General features: G+C 59.4%; 19 protein-coding genes. 14 read left to right on the plus strand and 5 right to left on the minus strand.

Annotation, left to right across the window (positions count from 1 at the left end):
- Positions 1–54: 54 nt before the first annotated feature.
- On the minus strand, positions 55–267 hold the full coding sequence (locus ASE04_RS14510; protein ID WP_056818386.1) for a DUF2945 domain-containing protein: 213 nt from the start codon (positions 265–267) through the stop codon (positions 55–57).
- Between the two features lie 23 nt (positions 268–290).
- Between ASE04_RS14510 and ASE04_RS30715 the strand changes: the two genes are divergently transcribed.
- Positions 291–671: a hypothetical protein gene (locus ASE04_RS30715; protein ID WP_156408794.1), complete on the plus strand. Its 381-nt coding sequence runs from the start codon at positions 291–293 to the stop codon at positions 669–671.
- A gap of 130 nt (positions 672–801) precedes the next feature.
- Here the strand turns inward: ASE04_RS30715 and ASE04_RS14520 are convergent, their stop codons facing one another.
- Positions 802–1,659, minus strand: a complete 858-nt coding sequence (locus ASE04_RS14520) for a helix-turn-helix domain-containing protein (protein WP_056818390.1) — start codon at positions 1,657–1,659, stop codon at positions 802–804.
- Between the two features lie 100 nt (positions 1,660–1,759).
- Here ASE04_RS14520 and ASE04_RS14525 point away from each other — a divergent pair, with 100 nt between their 5' ends.
- The 9 genes from ASE04_RS14525 to ASE04_RS14565 all read left to right on the plus strand — a co-directional run bounded on the left by ASE04_RS14525 (position 1,760) and on the right by ASE04_RS14565 (position 11,415).
- Positions 1,760–3,076: an alpha-glucosidase/alpha-galactosidase gene (locus ASE04_RS14525; protein WP_056818392.1), complete on the plus strand. Its 1,317-nt coding sequence runs from the start codon at positions 1,760–1,762 to the stop codon at positions 3,074–3,076.
- A 159-nt stretch (positions 3,077–3,235) separates the two neighbouring features.
- On the plus strand, positions 3,236–4,030 hold the full coding sequence (locus tag ASE04_RS14530; protein ID WP_056818393.1) for a DeoR/GlpR family DNA-binding transcription regulator: 795 nt from the start codon (positions 3,236–3,238) through the stop codon (positions 4,028–4,030).
- Complete coding sequence (locus ASE04_RS14535) at positions 4,027–4,998, plus strand: N-acetylglucosamine kinase (RefSeq protein ID WP_056818395.1); 972 nt, start codon at positions 4,027–4,029, stop codon at positions 4,996–4,998. Before ASE04_RS14530 ends, ASE04_RS14535 begins: the two co-directional genes overlap by 4 nt.
- Before the next feature lie 17 nt (positions 4,999–5,015).
- Positions 5,016–6,272: an ABC transporter substrate-binding protein gene (locus ASE04_RS14540; RefSeq protein WP_056818397.1), complete on the plus strand. Its 1,257-nt coding sequence runs from the start codon at positions 5,016–5,018 to the stop codon at positions 6,270–6,272.
- On the plus strand, positions 6,269–7,186 hold the full coding sequence (locus ASE04_RS14545) for a carbohydrate ABC transporter permease (protein WP_056818399.1): 918 nt from the start codon (positions 6,269–6,271) through the stop codon (positions 7,184–7,186). The genes ASE04_RS14540 and ASE04_RS14545 overlap by 4 nt, the downstream gene beginning before the upstream one ends.
- Positions 7,186–8,043 (plus strand): carbohydrate ABC transporter permease, encoded by an 858-nt coding sequence (locus tag ASE04_RS14550; protein WP_056818401.1) that lies wholly within the window; start codon positions 7,186–7,188, stop codon positions 8,041–8,043. Before ASE04_RS14545 ends, ASE04_RS14550 begins: the two co-directional genes overlap by 1 nt.
- Before the next feature lie 11 nt (positions 8,044–8,054).
- Positions 8,055–9,008, plus strand: a complete 954-nt coding sequence (locus ASE04_RS14555; RefSeq protein ID WP_056818403.1) for an SIS domain-containing protein — start codon at positions 8,055–8,057, stop codon at positions 9,006–9,008.
- A complete protein-coding gene (locus tag ASE04_RS14560; protein ID WP_056818406.1) occupies positions 9,005–10,321 on the plus strand; it encodes a D-tagatose-bisphosphate aldolase, class II, non-catalytic subunit in 1,317 nt (438 codons plus the stop codon). The genes ASE04_RS14555 and ASE04_RS14560 overlap by 4 nt, the downstream gene beginning before the upstream one ends.
- A gap of 23 nt (positions 10,322–10,344) precedes the next feature.
- Positions 10,345–11,415: an ABC transporter ATP-binding protein gene (locus ASE04_RS14565; RefSeq protein ID WP_056818408.1), complete on the plus strand. Its 1,071-nt coding sequence runs from the start codon at positions 10,345–10,347 to the stop codon at positions 11,413–11,415.
- 36 nt (positions 11,416–11,451) lie between these two features.
- Here ASE04_RS14565 and ASE04_RS14570 read toward each other — a convergent pair whose 3' ends face one another.
- The 3 genes from ASE04_RS14570 to ASE04_RS14580 form a co-directional block, all read right to left on the minus strand.
- Positions 11,452–11,946: a hypothetical protein gene (locus tag ASE04_RS14570; RefSeq protein WP_056818410.1), complete on the minus strand. Its 495-nt coding sequence runs from the start codon at positions 11,944–11,946 to the stop codon at positions 11,452–11,454.
- Positions 11,947–12,141: 195 nt separating this feature from the next.
- A complete protein-coding gene (locus tag ASE04_RS14575; RefSeq protein ID WP_056818412.1) occupies positions 12,142–13,044 on the minus strand; it encodes a DMT family transporter in 903 nt (300 codons plus the stop codon).
- Between the two features lie 21 nt (positions 13,045–13,065).
- Positions 13,066–14,412, minus strand: coding sequence for an NAD(P)/FAD-dependent oxidoreductase (locus ASE04_RS14580; RefSeq protein ID WP_156408795.1), 1,347 nt, complete (start codon positions 14,410–14,412; stop codon positions 13,066–13,068).
- 452 nt (positions 14,413–14,864) lie between these two features.
- Between ASE04_RS14580 and ASE04_RS14585 the strand changes: the two genes are divergently transcribed.
- The 4 genes from ASE04_RS14585 (at position 14,865) to ASE04_RS14600 (ending at position 17,807) form a co-directional block, all read left to right on the plus strand.
- Entirely contained in the window at positions 14,865–15,566 is a 702-nt protein-coding gene (locus tag ASE04_RS14585; protein WP_056818416.1) for an RNA polymerase sigma factor, read from the plus strand.
- Between the two features lie 62 nt (positions 15,567–15,628).
- Positions 15,629–16,153 carry a DUF4142 domain-containing protein gene (locus ASE04_RS14590; protein WP_056818419.1) on the plus strand — a complete coding sequence of 175 codons (525 nt, stop codon included), beginning with the start codon at positions 15,629–15,631 and terminating at the stop codon, positions 16,151–16,153.
- On the plus strand, positions 16,150–16,482 hold the full coding sequence (locus tag ASE04_RS14595; RefSeq protein WP_082597349.1) for a cupredoxin domain-containing protein: 333 nt from the start codon (positions 16,150–16,152) through the stop codon (positions 16,480–16,482). Before ASE04_RS14590 ends, ASE04_RS14595 begins: the two co-directional genes overlap by 4 nt.
- Before the next feature lie 305 nt (positions 16,483–16,787).
- The gene (locus tag ASE04_RS14600) at positions 16,788–17,807 is read left to right on the plus strand and encodes a DUF3095 family protein (RefSeq protein ID WP_056818421.1); all 1,020 of its coding nucleotides are present in this window, start codon (positions 16,788–16,790) and stop codon (positions 17,805–17,807) included.
- Positions 17,808–17,820: the final 13 nt, after the last annotated feature.

Here is a 17,820-nt window from a genome sequence, read left to right on the forward strand (position 1 = left end):
GTTTTCTCGGCGGAGGGCGATGAGACGGAAGCTACAAAAGAAGTGCGTTTCCGCTCAGCGTGCGGGCTTTAAGTGCTGAGGCTTATGGGCTGCTCTCTTCCCGGATTTTTCGCTCTCGACGATGTATTCGGGGTTAGAGCGCGAGGCCTTGACCTTGTGGCCCTTGATTTCCGTTGGAACCGTCTGCTTCCTGATCACCTTACCCTTGGTCTCGCCCTGGCTGGTATTCCAGGCAACCTTGTCACCGCTTTTGAAGGTTTTCGTCAAAGTCTTCTCCCCCGAACGAGACGTTGCTTGTTGACGCGTGGCGGCGTGTGCATTTCGCACAGCACCGCCGCATCGCGCCAATTCGCTACTTGCAGGCGTTTGCTGCGTCCGTTGAGTCGGTCTTGTTCATGGTCGAGGGATTGTTCGTTCCGCTCGCATCGCGACGCTGGCAGTCATTCGCGTCACCGCCCGAAGAACCCGAGTTTTGGCCGTTCATATTGGTGTTCTTGGAATTGTTGCCGCTGCCGGTGGAGTTCTGGCTGTCGCTTGAGGTGGCACCCGAATTGCCGGATGTACCTGTTCCGCTCGACCCGCCGGACGACTGCGCCATGGCCGATGTTGCCATTGCAACAGACAGGATCGTAACGGATATGATTTTCGTGAACATGCGTATTCCTCCTTGAGTCTGTGCATACCGAACCTGCAACAACGGAAGAAGTTCCACGCTGAGAGCGAAAGGCACGACACGGCGCGCTAGTGGAGAAACGTGCGTCAGTGCCGTGCACTGTGCAGCCTGCGGGGTCCTGTTCGACACTAGGGGGTGCCGCGTAGCGATCGCCTATACTGCTGGGGTGACATGCCTGTCCGCCCCTTGAAGGTATCGTAGAAGCGGCTGACCGATCCAAAGCCACAATCATGCGCGATTTGAAGCGGCGTTTCGTTTGTCTCTGCGAGCCGCTGCATCGCGCGGGCGAGCCGGTACCGCGCCAGATACTCCATGACCGAGATGCCAAGCACATCACGAAACGCGCGATTGGCGGTCGTTGCATGAACGCCGGCAAAGCCCGCAAGCATGGGCAGCGTCAATGTGCGGGAATAGCGGACGTTGATCAGATCGGTAAGCTGCTGCGCGTAGCGGATTGCCGGCGTGACGGGCGTCGCGACGTTGCTTGCCGATGCGCCCCGATGCTCCCCGTAATCGAGTATGAGCCGCCTCACCCTTACCTTGACCTCGTCGATAATAAGGTCACGCCTAATGTTGGTCGCCGTCTCCCATTCGCTCGCCCAATCGGCACCATGTGATCGAGTGCTCGCGCTCGGCTGCGGATCCACGATGAATGCACCCTGCATGATCGCCTGTCTGGCGCCGCCGTCGATTGGTAGCGCGAGAAATTCTCCAAGCGGAAGATAGATGCAGACGAGTGGCGCATCCGCGGTCACGGCGATCGTCTGATGGGGAATGGCTGCCCAGAAGAGAACAAGGCGGCCAGCCTCCACCTGCTGCTGCCGTCCGTTGAAAAGATAGGTCATGCTCCCCTCAAGAAGCAGATTTATCTCGACATGGTCATGCCAATGCGCGGCCGGCATGGCGTCTGCGATGTGACGCTCGATCAGGAAAGCGCTGAGTGAGCCCAGCCACTCGTCCAGTTGACCGTTGTTTTTGTCTTTCATGCCGAATGCTCTGATATGGGACTAATCCGGCCAATATCAGGAAGAAATTCTGATTTGGAAGAGGCATTGAGGAGGCAGAGCTGATTTTTAGGAGCCCGATATGCCGAAGATATGCCTTGTGGGTGCTGGCAGCACCGTTTTCGCCCAGAACATTCTGGGAGACGTGCTTTCGACCCCATCGGACGACGCCTACACGATAAGCCTGTTTGATATCGATCCGGAGCGCCTGAAGACATCCGCGATCGTCGCTCGCCGCATTTGCGATGCGCTGGCGCTGCAATCAGTGCGTATCGAGGCAACGCTCAACCGGCGTGACGCATTGCGGGATGCCGATTTCGTTATCCTGATGATGCAGGTCGGCGGCTACAAGCCCGCGACCGTCACGGATTTTGACGTTCCGAAAAGATATGGGCTGAGACAGACGATCGCGGACACTCTCGGGATCGGCGGCATTTTCCGCGGGTTGCGAACCATTCCGGTTCTGGAAGCAATATGCCGCGATATGGAGGAGGTTTGCCCCGATGCTCTGTTGATGCAGTACGTTAACCCGATGGTGATAAACTGCTGGGCAATCAAGGAAATATCGCCCCAGATTCGAAATATCGGGCTTTGCCACAGTGTCCAGCATACGGCGGGGCACCTGGCGCAATGCCTTGGTGAGGATATCGCCGACATCAACTACGTCTCCGCCGGCATCAATCACGTCGCGTTCTTCCTGAAATACGAAAAACGGTATGCGGACGGGAAGCGGGAGGACCTTTATCCGCGCCTGAAGGCGCTGGCAGGGAACGGGCGCGTTCCGCAGGACGACCGGATCCGCTTCGATGTGCTGAAGAGGCTCGGCCACTTCGTCACCGAGTCCAGCGAGCACTTCTCCGAGTACACATCCTGGTACATCAAGGGCCGTCAACCGGAGTTGATAGAGCAGTTCAACATCCCGCTGGACGAATACATCCGTCGCTGCGAGGTCCAGATTGGCGAGTGGCATGCCTTGAGGAGGGATCTCGAAGGCGGCAAGCCGATCGAGGTCTGCAGGAGCAACGAATACGCTGCCGGCATTATCCATGCGGCGGTGACGGGCAAGCCCGCGCTCGTCTACGGCAACGTACCGAACGACGGCCTGATCGAAAACCTTCCGCCGGAATGCATTGTAGAAGTGCCCTGCCACGTCGACAGAAACGGAATTCAGCCAACCCGGATCGGGCGCATACCCTCGCAACTAGCCGCCGTGATGAGGTTGAGCGTTTCAGTGCAGGAATTGACCGTCGAAGCCGCTCTGACGAAAAAGCGCGATCGTATCTATCAGGCGGCGCTGCTCGATCCGCATACATCGGCGGAACTCTCTCCGGATCAGATCTGGAATCTGGTCGACGACCTGATCGAAGAGCACGGCGACCTTCTTCCGAAATACCATTGATCTGCACACGACCTAGGAGACGCCGGCGCACAAGCGCCGTCGGCTCTGGCCAAGGCTTCCGGTCATACGTAAGAAAACGTCAAAAAAGATCATAAATATGATTGACAGTGATCGAATGCAATGGAAAGCTGACGCAATAGTAGCCGGAGGGAGGGCATCGTGAACCAGAGCGGCGGGGTAAAAACGGATCGGCTTGATGCCATTCGCAGTCATCTCTACGCGAATGGCTTCTCAACCATCCAGGATCTCGCCGATGCAGTGCAGGCGTCGCTCGCGACCATCAGGCGCGATTTGCAGGTCCTGGAACAGGACGGCGTTATCGATCGCGTCCATGGCGGCGCCCGTATCGCCGAGGGTTCCTCGGTTGAGCTTGCCTTTCAGGAGCGTGAAAAGCGCCAACTCGCCGCCAAGCGCGCCATCGCCAATGCTGCCTACGATCTGCTGCTGCCGCGGACTGCGATCTTCCTCGATGCTGGCACGACGGTTCTGCAACTCGCGCGTCTGATCCGCATCAACCCGATGCCGTTGCGGATATTTACCAACGGCCTGATCGTCGCTCAGGAATTCCTGAACATTCCCAACCTGGACGTGGTTCTGCTTGGCGGTCAACTGCGCAGCGAAAATGCTTCTCTCGTCGGCCCTCAAGCGGAGGCGATGCTGGAGACCATCTGGTTTGATCAACTCTTCCTCGGTGCCAGTGCGATCAGCCCGGACGGTGCGATCTACAGCGTGGACAGTGCCGAGGCGAGCCTCAATCGACGAATGCTGACGCGGTCGGCGAACCGATATGTGCTGGCGGACGCATCAAAATTCGGAACGATGGCGACCTATAAGGTTGCCCCGTTGGGCAGCGCAAAGCTGATCACCGACACAGGGCTGACCCCGCAGTGGCGGTCTCAGCTTGTGGAAATGGGCGTTGAAACCACCTTGGCTGATCTTGGAGCAAAACAGTGAGCGACGAGTTGATCCTTGGTATTGATGGTGGTGGAACCAAGACGCTTGTCACTCTTATGGACCGCGGTGGAAGAGTGCTCGCCACCGAGCTGGGCGGCGGCGTCAACTCAATGGACAATCCCGAATGGCGGGCCGAACTGGAGCAGTGCACAGTGCCGTTTCGCGGGCGGCAACTGGCGGCGGTCGCTGCAGGTCTGCCCGTCTATGGTGAAGTGACGCATCTGTCGCTTTTGCTTGAGCAGGCGATCGCGCAGATCTTCCCGGGCGTACCGGCAGCGATACTGAACGACGTGGAAGCGGCCCACCTCGGCGCCTTTGCCGACGGTGCTGGCGTTCTCGTGCTCTCCGGGACCGGATCCATGGCTTGGGCGCGAGACACCGAAGGGCGCTCGGTACGCACAGGCGGATGGGGCGATGTCATCGGTGACGAGGGTAGCAGCTATTGGATCGGGCGGCTCGCGCTTCAGCTGGTCAGCCAAAGTCTCGACGGGCGTTCTGAACCAACGAACTTAGCACAAGCCGTATTCGACCATCTGGACCTTGATCTGTCGGATGCGATGAATGCGCTCGGCGATTGGGCAACATCGCTTTCGAAACCACGGCCGAGCATTGCTGCGTTGTCGGCGGTCGTCGACCAATCGGCGAGGAATGGCGATAACGTTGCCCTCGGGTTGCTTGAGCGTGCCGCCGACGAACTCGCCAAACACCACAAGGCAATCGCTGGCCACTGCGGCCCGGGTGCCGATTGGACCTATGCGGGCGGCACATTCGCGAGCCACTTCCTGCTCGAAGCGCTTGAGCGCCGTATCGGCAGCGCGGCGATTACCCCCCGGCTTCCTCCTATCGGTGGCGCGCTTCTGGCCGCTGCCAAACTCCTCGACTGGTCCGTTGATGACCGTTGGGTCGAAAATGTCGCCATCTCGCTCAGGGAGGCGATCCCGCAGTCACGAAATCCGAAGCATCAATAAAAACGAAGGATGGGAACATGCGTAGAATTATCATGCCACTGCTTGCCTCAGCCGCGCTGCTTGCCGCCGTTCCGGCAGGGGCGGAAGATTCCAAGCCTCTGAAGGGAGAGAGCATCACGGTCCTTATGCCCTCGCCGCAGGGGCCAAACATCGCCGCCGATTTTGAAGCTGAAACAGGTATTCACGTCGATCTGCAGACACTCTCCTGGGACGACATCCGACCCAAGCTGGTCACCGCACTGGTGGCGGGAACCGCACCAGCCGATGTGACGGAATTCGACTGGTCCTGGACAGGGCAGTTCAGCGCCGCCGGCTGGTACATGCCACTCAACGACGTGATCGATGCGGATACGGTCAGCGATATCGGCGTCGCCAAAATCTTCACTGTCGACGGGAAATTGCTCGGCGTACCCTATACCAACGACTTCCGTGTGATGCTGGTCAACAAGAAGCACTTTGCGGATGCTGGCATCACGCAGATGCCGAAGACATTGGACGAGCTCGTCGCGACGGCGAAGAAGATCAAGGAAAAAGGCATCTCGACCTATCCGGTTGGCCTGCCCTTGTCGGCGACCGAAGGCGCATCCACGAGTTGGTACCTGCTGACGAAGGCGTTCGGCGGCGAGTTGTTCGACAAGGATTTCAACCCGCTTTTCACGAAGCCCGATTCCGCCGGTTACAAGGCTCTGGCGTTCGAACTGATGCTGCTGAAGGAGGGCCTTGTTGATCCCGCATCGACTGGCCTGAAGGACAGCCAGATCAACGAAAGCATGTTTGCTCAGGGGATCACCAGCATCATGATCTCCGGTGAACCCGGTCGCCTCGGCCAGATGAACGATCCGAAGCAATCGAAGGTCGCGGGCCAGGTCGAAGCGATCCTGGTTCCAACGGAGAGCGGCACCACCCGCAGCTTCGGCCTGCCCGAGGCGCTTGCGATCCCCAATGTCTCGCCAAACAAGGAAGCAGCTGTCGCCTTCGTGAAGTGGTTCACCACCCGGCAGTTCCAGAAAAAGAACGTCGAGAACGGCTTCCTGCCTACTCGCACGTCGGCCCTTTCCGACCTGAATTCGGAAGGCAAGCTCAACAGCGGCGACGCGCTGGTCGCGCAATCCAAAACGGTTGAGGCGCTGTTCCCGCAGGGTACGCCTCCTTGGTACCCGCAGTTTTCCAGCGGTGTGAACACCGCGATCAACAGCGCGGCCAAGGGCCAGATGACCGTCGACCAGGCTGTCGAAAGCATCGCTTACGCTGCCAAGCAGGCAATGGCACAATGACCGTTGCCGCCTCCGAAGGGGCGCTCAACAAGCGGGGTGTCGGCTTAAATGCCGACATCAGCCTCGGTATCCTGCTCGTCCTGCCGATCGTCGTCACCATGGCGGCGCTCGTCTTCTACCCGATGGGCCGCACCCTCTGGGACAGCTTTCACCGGGTCAATCCGATGCAGGCCGGCACGCCGTTCGTCGGTTTGGAAAACTACACACGAATGCTGTCTGACGGCCAGCTTGCGACCACCTGGGCCAACACGCTCATCTATGTCGCGTTGGCCGTCGTTGCCGAGACTGTTTTTGGTGTTCTCGCAGCCGCGTTGATCAACCAGCTCAGGACCGGCAGACAATGGGTTCTGGCCGCGGTCATTCTTCCCTGGGCGCTGCCGGGGGTGGTCAACTCTGTCATATGGTTGTGGATCTATCAGCCGGGCGCTGGACTGCTGAACGGTATCCTGTCCGCAATGGGGTTGCCCTTTGATAATCACGTCTGGTTCAACGATCGCACCAGCGCGCTCATTGCGGTAACCGTCGTGCATGTGTGGCGCATGATGCCGCTGACGATCGTGATCGTGTTGGCGGCCATGCAGAGCATCCCCGCTCATCTCTATGAGGCGGCGCGTATCGACGGCGCCACGCGGCCGCAGATGTTTGCCCTCGTCACGCTTCCGCTGGTGCGCAGCGCCATTGCGGTCGCAATGACCAACGCAACGGTGAACGCCTTCAATCTCTTCGACGAGGCCTGGGTGCTTGCGGGCTCCAGCCTGGAGACACGACCCATCCTCGTTCAAATCTACCTGGAAACATTCCAGAACCTTCGGTTCTCCTACGGCATGGCGCTGTCGGTGGTCATCACCTTCGTCTCCCTGCTCGTCTCGCTCATCTACGTCCTTCGCGTCTATCGCAACACACGGTTCGACTGATGAAACCCAGCCTCCTCTATCGTTTGCTGATTTGGGCCGGCGTCGGTCTCTTGCTCCTGTGGTCCCTTGGCCCGATTTACTGGACCATCGCAAGCTCCGTCACCCCGACGGAGGACTTCTCGACCAGACCGATCAACTTCTTCCCGCAGCATTTCACCCTGGACCACTACTCGCGCCTGCTCGGCGTGAACATCGATCGCATTGGCGGTGTCGAGGTGTGGAAGCAGTTTCGCGCGGCACTTGTGAACAGTGTCATTACCTCGGCAGCCGCCACGATCCTCTGCGTCGCAATTTCCGCCCTCGGAGCCTATGCGTTCACGCGCATGCGCTTTCCGGGACGCCAGACACTTTTTGCGGCTGTTGTCGCGACGCTGGCGATCCCCGCATACGCGGTTCTGATCCCGCTCTACCAGATCATGATCAAGATGCATCTGGTCGATACATATGTGGGCGTCGCCCTTATCTATGTATCCGCCTACCTGCCGCTATCGCTGTGGCTGCTTCGAAGCGTATTCGAGGCACTGCCGTTAGCGTTGGAGGAAGCTGCGCAACTCGACGGTGCCGGTCGTCTCTTCATCTTCTTCAACATCGTCTTGCCACTGGCCGGTCCGGGCCTGACTGCGGCAGCCATCCTGACCTTCCTCGGCGCCTGGGGTCAGTATCTCGTTCCCCTGATTTTCTCGCCGCAGGCCACCAAACCGCTGACGGTTCTCATTCCCGAGTTCGTCACGAAGAATTTCATCGACTACGGGCTGATTACGGCCAGCGGATCCATTGCGATCGTCATCCCTGCCCTCGTCGTCATTTTTCTCAACCGGTATCTCGTCAGCGGTCTGCTGGCCGGTTCGGTTAAGTAAACGGAGACAACATGAATACGACCGAAAAGGTAATCCTCGAGCAATTCCCATTCTGGGAAAAGGCGCTGGGCTCGAACGGAGCTACGGAACGACGCGACCTGCTCGTCTATGTCGGCTGTGGCACGTCGTACTACCTGGCGCTGGCGCTTGCCGCCTATGCAAACCGGGCCGGTTACAAGGCGATTGCTGTTCCCGGCGCTGAATGGCTGAACGGACCGGCGTTCTACTGGCCCGAGTGGCAAAAGACCCATGTCGTTGCGATCTCGCGAAGTGGAGAGACGACGGAAACGGTGGCTGCCGCCAAGGCGAGCCGCGAAGCCGGTGCCTTTGTAACCGGATTGACGGTCGAAGCGGACAGCTCGCTTGCCCGGAACAGCGATCAGGTGGTCGCCTCGGCGACACACACTGACGAAGGCATCGTCATGACGGTGTCGGCAAGCCTGATGCTTTTGCTCGGCCTGCAAATGATCGGTCAGACGGTGTCAGCTTCAGTCGTCGCCTCCGCGCGTCAGCTGGCACTGGCCCTCGATGGCGCCCTGCCCAACAGCGTTCACCAGCGCTCCCATGTGGTCTTTCTTGGTAGCGGCCCTCTCTTCGGGATTGCCTCCGAAGGAGCTCTCAAGCTCATGGAAATGAGCCAGGTGATGACACAGGCTTTCCATCCGCTCGAATACAGGCACGGGCCCATCAGTCTCGTCGACGAAAAGACGGCAGCCGTGATGCTTTACAGCCCCGACCAGAAGGTCGCCGAAGCAAAGCTCGTCGAAGAGCTGCGTGAAAAAGGCGCCTTCGTGATCGGCCTTGGTGGACCGGGCGATATCGAACTTGCGGTCGAGACAGGTCCGCGGCTGGAGGGGCTGGTGATGCTGCCGGCGCTGCAAATCCTCGGTGAACGTGCCGCTCAGGCACGTGGCATCGATACCATCTCCCCCCGTCATCTCACCAAGGTCGTGACATTGGCATGAGCGACACGTTCGAAGAAAACCGGCGCGTCGCCCTGGGACGGCTTCTCGGACAAAGAGCGATCCCCTTGCCACGCGGGATCACTTCCGTCTGCTCCGCCCACCCCATGGTGATCGAGGCAGCGCTGCGGCGGGCCTCTTCCGAACGGCGTGCGGTGCTGATCGAGGCGACCTGCAACCAGGTCAACCACGAGGGCGGATACACCGGCATGTCGCCGGCGGACTTCCGGCATTTCATCGAGCGCATTGCTGCGGACGTCGGCTTCGACGTGGATCTGGTGGTCCTCGGCGGTGATCATCTTGGGCCGAACCCGTGGAAAACCCTGCCTGCCGACGAAGCCATGCGCCGTGCCGAGTTGATGGTGGCTGCCTATGTAGAGGCCGGTTTCGAAAAGCTGCACCTGGATACGTCCATGGGATGCGCTGGCGAGGTGCCGGCTCTGGCCGACGAATTGACCGCCGCAAGAGCCGCACGATTGACGGTAGTCGCCGAAGCCACCGCGGAGCGTATCGGTCGCCGGCCGCCAGTTTACGTCATAGGAACCGAGGTTCCGCCACCCGGCGGAGCAACTCATGCGCTGGACGAGCTCGACGTCACGCGGCCCGAAGCAGCACTTGCAACGCTTAGGGTTCACAGGCAAGCCTTCACGGCTGCCGGTGTGCAGTCCGCGCTGGAGCGGGTGATCGGTATCGTCGTGCAGCCCGGCGTCGAATTCGGCAACGAGAACGTCGTGCTTTACAAGCCCGACAAGGCCCGGAGCCTCGCCGCCGCTTTGACGGAAATGCCCGGCCTGCTCTTCGAAGCTCATTCTACCGATTATCAACCGACCGCCGAACTCAGGGCACTGGTGGATGACGGCTTCGGGATTTTGAAGGTTGGCCCCGGCCTGACCTTCGCCCTGAGAGAAGCCCTCTATGGCCTGGCGGCGATTGCCAATCAGCTGGACGTTCAATCGCGGTCGACTTCCTTGCCCGCCACCATGGAGAAGGTCATGCTGGATCGCCCGGTTCACTGGTCCGGTCACTATAGCGGGACCGAGGAAGAGCAGCGTCTGCAGCGTCATTTCAGCTACAGCGACCGAATCCGATATTACTGGCCGGACCGCCGTGCGTCGGACGCGATCGAAGATCTGCTCAAGAAGCTTCCCAAGTCGATCCCAGAAACCCTGATCAGCCAGCACCTCGGCCGGGTCTATCCGCAGGTAGTATCAGGAGCCGTTGCGCCATTTGCTCGCGATCTCTGCCTCGCGGCTATCGACCTCGCCCTAAGCCCTTACTCTAGGGCCACAGCCGAGCTCAATCATCACTCGCTTTAAAATCAATCTCGCCGGAGGCGGTCATGGCATCAGTAAGCGTCACAAACGCTCGCAAGAACTACGGTCATTTCGAAGTGCTGCATGGGGTCGATATTGACATCCGGGATGGGGAGTTCGTGATCCTTGTCGGCCCCTCCGGCTGCGGCAAATCCACACTGCTGCGCATGATCGCCGGACTAGAGGAAATTTCCAGCGGGCGCATCGCAATCGATAGCCGCGTGGTCAACGACGTTGCTCCGAAGGAGCGCGACATCGCCATGGTTTTCCAGTCCTATGCGCTCTATCCTCACATGACGGTCGAGGCGAACATGGGCTTTTCGCTCAGGTTGGCCAAGGCGCCGAAGGAAGAGATACGGCAGCGCGTTCGTGAGGCTGCGCAAATCCTCGGTCTGGAGAGCCTGCTGGAGCGCTATCCGAGAAACCTGTCGGGTGGTCAGCGGCAGCGTGTCGCCATGGGACGGGCAATCGTGCGCCAACCTCAGGTCTTCCTCTTCGACGAACCCCTCTCCAACCTTGACGCCAAGCTGCGCGTACAGATGCGCTCCGAGATCAAGCAGCTGCACCAGCGGCTGAAGACGACCACGATCTACGTCACGCACGATCAGATCGAAGCGATGACGATGGCCGACCGGATCGTCGTGATGCGCGACGGTTATGTCGAGCAGATCGGGTCACCCCTGGAGCTTTATGATCGGCCCGCGAACCTTTTCGTCGCCGGCTTCATCGGTTCGCCTGGCATGAACTTCATAGAAGGCAAAGTTAGCGCCGATGGGCCTATCGAATTCATCGCCGACGGTGGCCCGCGGCTGCCGATCCTGGAGAATACGCCCGCGGCGCGAGGACAGGAAGTGATCTACGGCATTCGTCCGGAGCACATCTTCATAAATCAGGGCGGAGCACAGGGCGAAGTTGCCGTGGTCGAACCAACAGGCGCCGAGACGCAGATCACCGCGGCTCTCGCCGGAACGAACATCGTCGCTACGGTTCGCGAAAGGTTGAATCTCCACGCGGGCGATACAATCTCGCTTCAGCCGAATCTCAGCAAGGTGCATCTCTTCGACGCGAAGACCGAGAGACGCTTGTCGGCAGGTTAGAAAAAGGCATCGAACCGAATTCGCTGCCTCGCCCGATCAATTGACCGGCTTGATGGACGCCACGATCGCTTTCACTTCAGCGTCGTGCTTGTCTTCCTCGCCCTTGTTGCCCCAATAGGTGACGACAAGTGCCTTGTTCTGAGATGTCTGCACGAAGAGCAGACCGACGCTGACGGGGCCGTCCTCGTCCTTGCCGTCCCACTCGATCGTCGTCATGTTCATGCCGTTCACCTCGGTGACCGGCGTGTCTTTCTGCGTTGACGGATCGATGTTGACCCCGTTCTTCGTCAGGAAATCCACAGCGTCGGAGACGACCTTTTCGATCGAGCCGTTGTCGGCGACATCGGCGGAAAGATAGACAGCCGAGTCGGCCGACGTCGCTTCGATGCCGCTCTCTGTTTCACTGGGTCCCCAGCTGTCGGGGATGGTAATGCTGGCGATGGGCGCGTCGCTTGGGAATTTCAGCGTTGCCGCATGGGCGAAAGCGGGAATGGTGAATGCGAGCAGTGCAAGGGCAATGGTTCTATTCATCGGAGAATCCTTGGGGGGGCACGAGCGACGAATAGCGCCGATACCTTAATATCCCACCTCAATCCGGCGAGATATTCGACAAAAAACCGACATCACCGGCGCGCCAGAATCCATACGACATCACTCTGCTGAAGGCATGCGATGCAAACGGCTCTGCGAGGTCGGCGGTTCCGCCGTGCGCGTTCGAAGGTCGCCTTATTGTTGCGACGCGGGCTTGCGTGCCGAGATCACCAGCCGCCGTTCCCAGGCGACAAGCACGATGCTGGATCCGACAATCAGAAGCGCACCGACAAAGACGTTGGGCGTCGGAATTTCAGCCCAGATCGCATAGCCATAAACGAACGCCCAGATGAGCCCCGTATATTCCACCGGCGCGAGCGCGGAGGCTGGTGCATGGCGAAAGCCCTCGTAAAGCAGGAACTGGCCAATCGTTGCGACCACACCGAGCGCAATCATCAGCATCCAGCCGGTGGCGTCGGGTGTTTTCCATATCCACGGGAACGAGACTGCGCATGCGAGGCCGAACAGCAGGCTCGTGGCATACATCTGCGTCAGCGTGCTTTCGCTTCGGCTGACCAGCCGGACAAGAATCGTGCTCCATGCCCAGCAAAGGCCCGCCACGATGCACATGGCGGCTGGGATGAGGTTCGGGGAATGTGTCGGATTGGCCGCGACCAACACGCCGACGAAACCTCCCACGCCGGCGATCCAGCGCCCTACCCCGACGGTTTCCTTCAAAACGATGATCGACAGGAAAATCGTGATGATCGGAGCCGAGAAATAGAGTGTGGTGAGCTCCGCCAGGCCGATATGACGCGCAGCATTGTAGAACAGCAGCCACGCGATAAGCATGAGGGCGGCGCGAAGAACGACCGTGTTCCGATAAGGGCTTTTGAAGATCGAGGGGTGACGGCGATAGCGCAGAAGCACACCGGTCACCAGCACGATCACCAGACTGCGCATGAACAGGATCTGCGGAACCTCATAATCGGCCACAAGCCATTTCACCAAGGCATCCTGCAACGCGAAGCAGGCATATCCCGCGGACGCCAGCGCAATACCCACTAGAGGGCTCGCGGTGGTTTTTCCAAAAGTCATAAAAGAACCTCGTAAAACATACTAAATCGCCGGCCCCAGTCGGATCGGACTGCCATCGCTGAAGCGATCGAAACGGAAACGGCGGAGATCGTGGCCGATCGAATTGCCCTGGATCATGTCGGAGACAACCCGGCCAACACCGGGACCGATACCGAAGCCGTGACCGCTCATCCCTGTAGCCACCAAAAGACCGGCGATAGCAGGCACGCGATCGATGATAGGAACGACGTCGGGCATCGCATCGATCATGCCCGCCCAGGTCGCCTTAAGGCGCACTTTTCCAAGATTCGGGAAAAGCGCCGGGAAGTTGCGCTCGATTGCATCGAGACTTGAGCGGACCGGAGCGGGGTTGAGTACCCGCATCCGTTCGAACGGGCTTTCGCTATCCGGAGACCAATCGCGTAGTGTCGCCCAGCCGTCGGGGTATCCCGTAGGCGCAAGCGGGTGGTACCGGGTTCCAGCGGGATGGGCCATGAGAGCCGGCAGGTATTTGGTGGCGTGCCGGAATGCGTCGGGCCCGACATAGAGCAGATTGCTCCCACCCGCCGCCAGTGTATAGCCGCCATCCTGCCGCCGTCGAAACGCAATGCCGTGCTCGATAGCGGCGCCCTTGTAGACCTCGGGCAAGGGTTCGGTCGCAGCAACGGTCGCCCTGACGCTCAACTGCGGGATCACCACATTGTGCTTTCGCAAAAAGAGCGACGACCAAGCACCACTGGCAACGAGGACGGTGGAGGTTTCAATGCGACCGGCCTCCGTCCATACGCCGCTGATTGTTCCTGCCGAGACGTCGAGTGCGCGTGCTGCGCAATTCTCGATCATCGTCACCCCCAGCCGCGCTGCCAGTCGCGCGAGCGCAGGCACCGCCAGCCAGGGTTCAGCCCGCATATCGGATGGTGTCGTCATCGCTCCGGCATAGCGCTTGGACATGCCTCGGATGATACCTGATGTTTCAATGGAATCGATAAGGCGTGTGTCGAGATCGTGAGCAGCGGCGATCCGCATGAAGGCCTCGAAGCCTGCCAATTCCTTGTCGGAACTCGCCAGATAAGTCACGCCGGTCTCGTTGAGGCCGATATCTTCGCCGGTCTCCTCCGCAAGCTCCCGCCAAAGTCGGCACGCCTCGATGACGATTGGCAATTCGTCCGCATCTCGTCCCTGCTTTCGGATCCATCCCCAGTTCCGCGACGATTGCTCGGCCGCGATACGGCCCTTTTCGAGAAGCGTTACGGAAATATTCCGTTTCGCAAGGAAAAGCGCTGTGGTCACACCGATAACGCCACCGCCGATGATGACGACATCTGACGATTTCGGCAGTGGGCTTTGAAATTGAACGGGATCGGCTACGGAGAACGGGAAATTGGGCACGCGACGCATCCAGACGGCAAGAGAACAGCTCCTCGTAATCACACTTGTGTGGCAGTTCAAGAACAGCAGGACGTTTTGAGGGAGTGTGCGGGAATGCTGCCACACGGGGCCTGATTCGGGGCGATTGCAGCGGCGGAGGACCGCTCGATGAGTCGGCCGGTGAACAAAAGAAAAAAGGGCCGACGGAAAACCGCGGCCCATAAGGTGTGAAGGTCAAAAACCTCCAGAGGGGAACAGCTGCTGCGGCGGAACTGGGAGGAAAGCCGCCATGTGCATCAGCTGTAGGCGTTATGCACTTTTTTTGACCACTTGGAAAACATTTTTTGTGCAACGCAGCTATGCAAATGCTGCGGTGCTCCTGGCCCGATCGACCGCGAACTTCTAAACGCTGATGACACGGGAACCTTGTCGTCGGCGCGGCATCGAATAAGTTTGCCAACAGGAGATGAGACATGCCCGCGCCCAAAGCCCAGCACCGCTCTTTCGATGACACAGAACTGGCACTTGTCCGACGCGCGTCCGAAGGCGATGCGCAAGCCGTTCGTGCCATCATAAGGGAGCATAACCAGCGCCTTTATCGGCTGGTGCGGGCAGTGCTGCGGAGCAGCCTGGATGCGGAAGAGGCCCTGCAGGAGACTTATCTTCACGCATTTTCGCATCTCTCCGCATTCAACGGCGAAGCATCGTTTGCGACGTGGCTTTCACGCATCGCGCTGAACACCGCGTTCATGCGGCTTCGGTCACAAAAGACCCTGAAACGGATTGGCCCATCACCGGGCAGCGTAGAGTCGGAAGTCATTCCCTTCCCTTCTCCCGCAGCCACCGTCGATCCGGAGCGTACCATGGCGCAACGACAGCTTCTTCAACTTGTCGAGGAGGCAACCGATGCACTTCCCGAGGATTTCCGCGTGGTTTTCATGGCTCGCGTTATCGAGGGGTTGTCGGTTGAGGAGACTGCAGAGCTTCTCGACGTTGCCCCGGCCACTATCAAGACGCGGCTTCATCGAGCCAGGAAACTGATCCGGGAGCGATTGGAGGAAAGAATAGGCCCGGTTCTGATGGATGCATTCCCGTTTGCGGGATCACGCTGTGAACGCCTGACGGAAACAGTGATCGGTAAACTCGGCCTGCAGGATGGTCGGGAACCTCTTTAGCGGCGCGGCATCAAATGTCTCGTTGAAACAGGTGCCGGTCTTCCGGTGCTAAGGAGGCTCTCATGAAAATCATCCCTTCCCTGCTCGCCGCTGCAAGCTTTGCTTGTTTGTCTGCCGTCCCGACTTTGGCCGCAGACAAGCCGTCTGACCCGCAGATTGCCCATATCGCCTACACCGCCGGCGTCATCGACATCGATGCGGCGAGGCTCGCCCTGTCGAAAACAAAGAACAAGGACGTGAAGTCCTTCGCCCAATCGATGGAAAAGGATCACGAAGCGGTCAATGAGCAGGCTCTCGCTCTCGTCAAAAAGCTGAACGTGACGCCCGAGGACAACGCGACGAGCCAAGCGCTCACCAAGGCAGCCAAGGACAAGCAGGCTGAACTCAGCAAGCTCGACGGCGCGGCATTCGACAAGGCATACATCGACAACGAGGTTGCCTACCATAAACAGGTCAACGGCGCGCTGAAGACACTGCTCATCCCGTCCGCGGAAAACAAGCAACTGAAGGGATTGCTGGAGACAGGGCTCAAGTTGTTCGAAGGACATCAGCAGCATGCGGAACACATGGCGATGGAGCTGAAATGACCGTTGGCGACGTGAACCGAAGGCAAGTCCTGATGGCGGCTGCGTTCACCGTGATCCGGACTGCGTCCGCTCGCGCGCATAACGGCACGGTTCATGTGACGGTCGAGGATCTTGCCTTCGTTCCGGCTGACCTCGAAGTGAAGGTTGGCGACATCATCGAATGGACCAACAAGGATCCGTTCGAGCATACCGCGACGGTGGAAGGCGGTTGGGAGGTCATCATTCAGCCGGGCAAGAGCGCAACGCACACCGTCACACGTCAGGACACCGTCGACTACTTCTGTCGTTACCATCCAAACATGAAGGGGCGCATAAAGGTCGTTTCATAGGTCGCGAAGCACACGACGCGCGAATGCGTCAGAGTGAGCCGGTTCCGCAGGTTGGCCCTGCGGAGCCGGAGAACGTTGCGTCAACGCAGGGAACGGAAGGCAGCGCCGTTTAGCCTCGGACCAGGCGAGATACGCCGGCTTCGACGGGGAAATTTGTATTCTAATGTTTCAGATGGGTCCGAGCTTACGCTTCCATATAAAATTGGCCCGATCCGGATATATGCCGGACAACTCCCTCTGGTTTAGGTGACCCTCGAAACCGCCGCGCAACCGCGGCTCTAAACACCTGCTTCCGGAGCCAGATCATGATCGCATCGTTGACAAACAGGGAGCGTGCCTACAGCGAGTTCGCAAGCGTGCTCGATCAGTCCGCCTACGAACCTCTTCCCGAAAACTGGCTGATCGGAATGACTGACATCGTCCATTCCACGGAGGTCATCGGACAGGGGCGCTACCGCGATGTAAACTTCGCAGGTGTTGCGATCATCGCAGCTCTCGGCAATGCCTTGGGAACCTTCGATTTCCCATTCACCTTCGGGGGAGATGGCGCAGCTTTCGCCGTGCAGGCGACGGCCCGGGGCACGGCGGAGATGGCGCTTCGTCAGGTCGCGGCCTACGCGGAACGGGAGCTCGGGCTGGAGATGCGCGCCGGCTTGATGACCCTGCGCGAGATTCGCGCCAATGGCCACGATGTCCGGATCGCACCTTACGCCGCATCACGCAATGTGACCTACACCATGTTCTCAGGGGGTGGAATCCGCTGGATGGAGGAGCAGTTGAAGCTCGGACGCATCCAGTCTCCCAAGGACATAGAAGGGAGCGTCGACGCTCCTGATCTGACAGGCCTTTCCTGCGATTGGGCACCGTTTGCCAACAGAAACGGGACGATCCTGTCCCTGCTTGCTGCACCGCAGAGCGAGGAAAGTGCGGATTTCACCCATCTCGCGAAGCGCATCGTAGAGGTGTTCGATCGCGATCCGCGTAGTTCTATACCGCTTCCGCAAGAACGCCCGGCAGAGGATCCAAAGAGCGGCAGGATCAATGCTGAGATCTGGTCAACAGCCGCCCAGAACTCCGACTTCCGCAAGTATGACGATGCGCTTCGCCTCACTGTCGACTGCTCGCTGGAGGAAGTCGAAATCGTGCGGTCGATGCTCCAGGCTGCAGAACGTCGCGGCGAGCTCACCTACGGCCTTCATTGCCAGTCGCATGCGATCATGACCTGCTTCGTGCCGTCGTCCAGCCCCCATGCGCACCGTCACTTCCTCGACGGCATGGATGGCGGCTATTCGATGGCGGCCGCCATGATGCGCAAGGCCGCATGAGGTCGGCACCAAT

Source organism: Rhizobium sp. Root708 (assembly GCF_001429725.1).
Classification (GTDB): domain Bacteria; phylum Pseudomonadota; class Alphaproteobacteria; order Rhizobiales; family Rhizobiaceae; genus Rhizobium.

Coding starts and splice junctions, on each gene's coding strand:
- ASE04_RS14570 (WP_056818410.1), bottom strand. CDS start 11,946: ATGAATAGAACCATTGCCCTTGCACTGCTCGCATTCACCATTCCCGCT.
- ASE04_RS14545 (WP_056818399.1), top strand. CDS start 6,269: ATGACCGTTGCCGCCTCCGAAGGGGCGCTCAACAAGCGGGGTGTCGGC.
- ASE04_RS14525 (WP_056818392.1), top strand. CDS start 1,760: ATGCCGAAGATATGCCTTGTGGGTGCTGGCAGCACCGTTTTCGCCCAG.
- ASE04_RS14555 (WP_056818403.1), top strand. CDS start 8,055: ATGAATACGACCGAAAAGGTAATCCTCGAGCAATTCCCATTCTGGGAA.
- ASE04_RS14550 (WP_056818401.1), top strand. CDS start 7,186: ATGAAACCCAGCCTCCTCTATCGTTTGCTGATTTGGGCCGGCGTCGGT.
- ASE04_RS14540 (WP_056818397.1), top strand. CDS start 5,016: ATGCGTAGAATTATCATGCCACTGCTTGCCTCAGCCGCGCTGCTTGCC.
- ASE04_RS14600 (WP_056818421.1), top strand. CDS start 16,788: ATGATCGCATCGTTGACAAACAGGGAGCGTGCCTACAGCGAGTTCGCA.
- ASE04_RS14520 (WP_056818390.1), bottom strand. CDS start 1,659: ATGAAAGACAAAAACAACGGTCAACTGGACGAGTGGCTGGGCTCACTC.
- ASE04_RS14590 (WP_056818419.1), top strand. CDS start 15,629: ATGAAAATCATCCCTTCCCTGCTCGCCGCTGCAAGCTTTGCTTGTTTG.
- ASE04_RS14595 (WP_082597349.1), top strand. CDS start 16,150: ATGACCGTTGGCGACGTGAACCGAAGGCAAGTCCTGATGGCGGCTGCG.
- ASE04_RS14585 (WP_056818416.1), top strand. CDS start 14,865: ATGCCCGCGCCCAAAGCCCAGCACCGCTCTTTCGATGACACAGAACTG.
- ASE04_RS14565 (WP_056818408.1), top strand. CDS start 10,345: ATGGCATCAGTAAGCGTCACAAACGCTCGCAAGAACTACGGTCATTTC.
- ASE04_RS14560 (WP_056818406.1), top strand. CDS start 9,005: ATGAGCGACACGTTCGAAGAAAACCGGCGCGTCGCCCTGGGACGGCTT.
- ASE04_RS14575 (WP_056818412.1), bottom strand. CDS start 13,044: ATGACTTTTGGAAAAACCACCGCGAGCCCTCTAGTGGGTATTGCGCTG.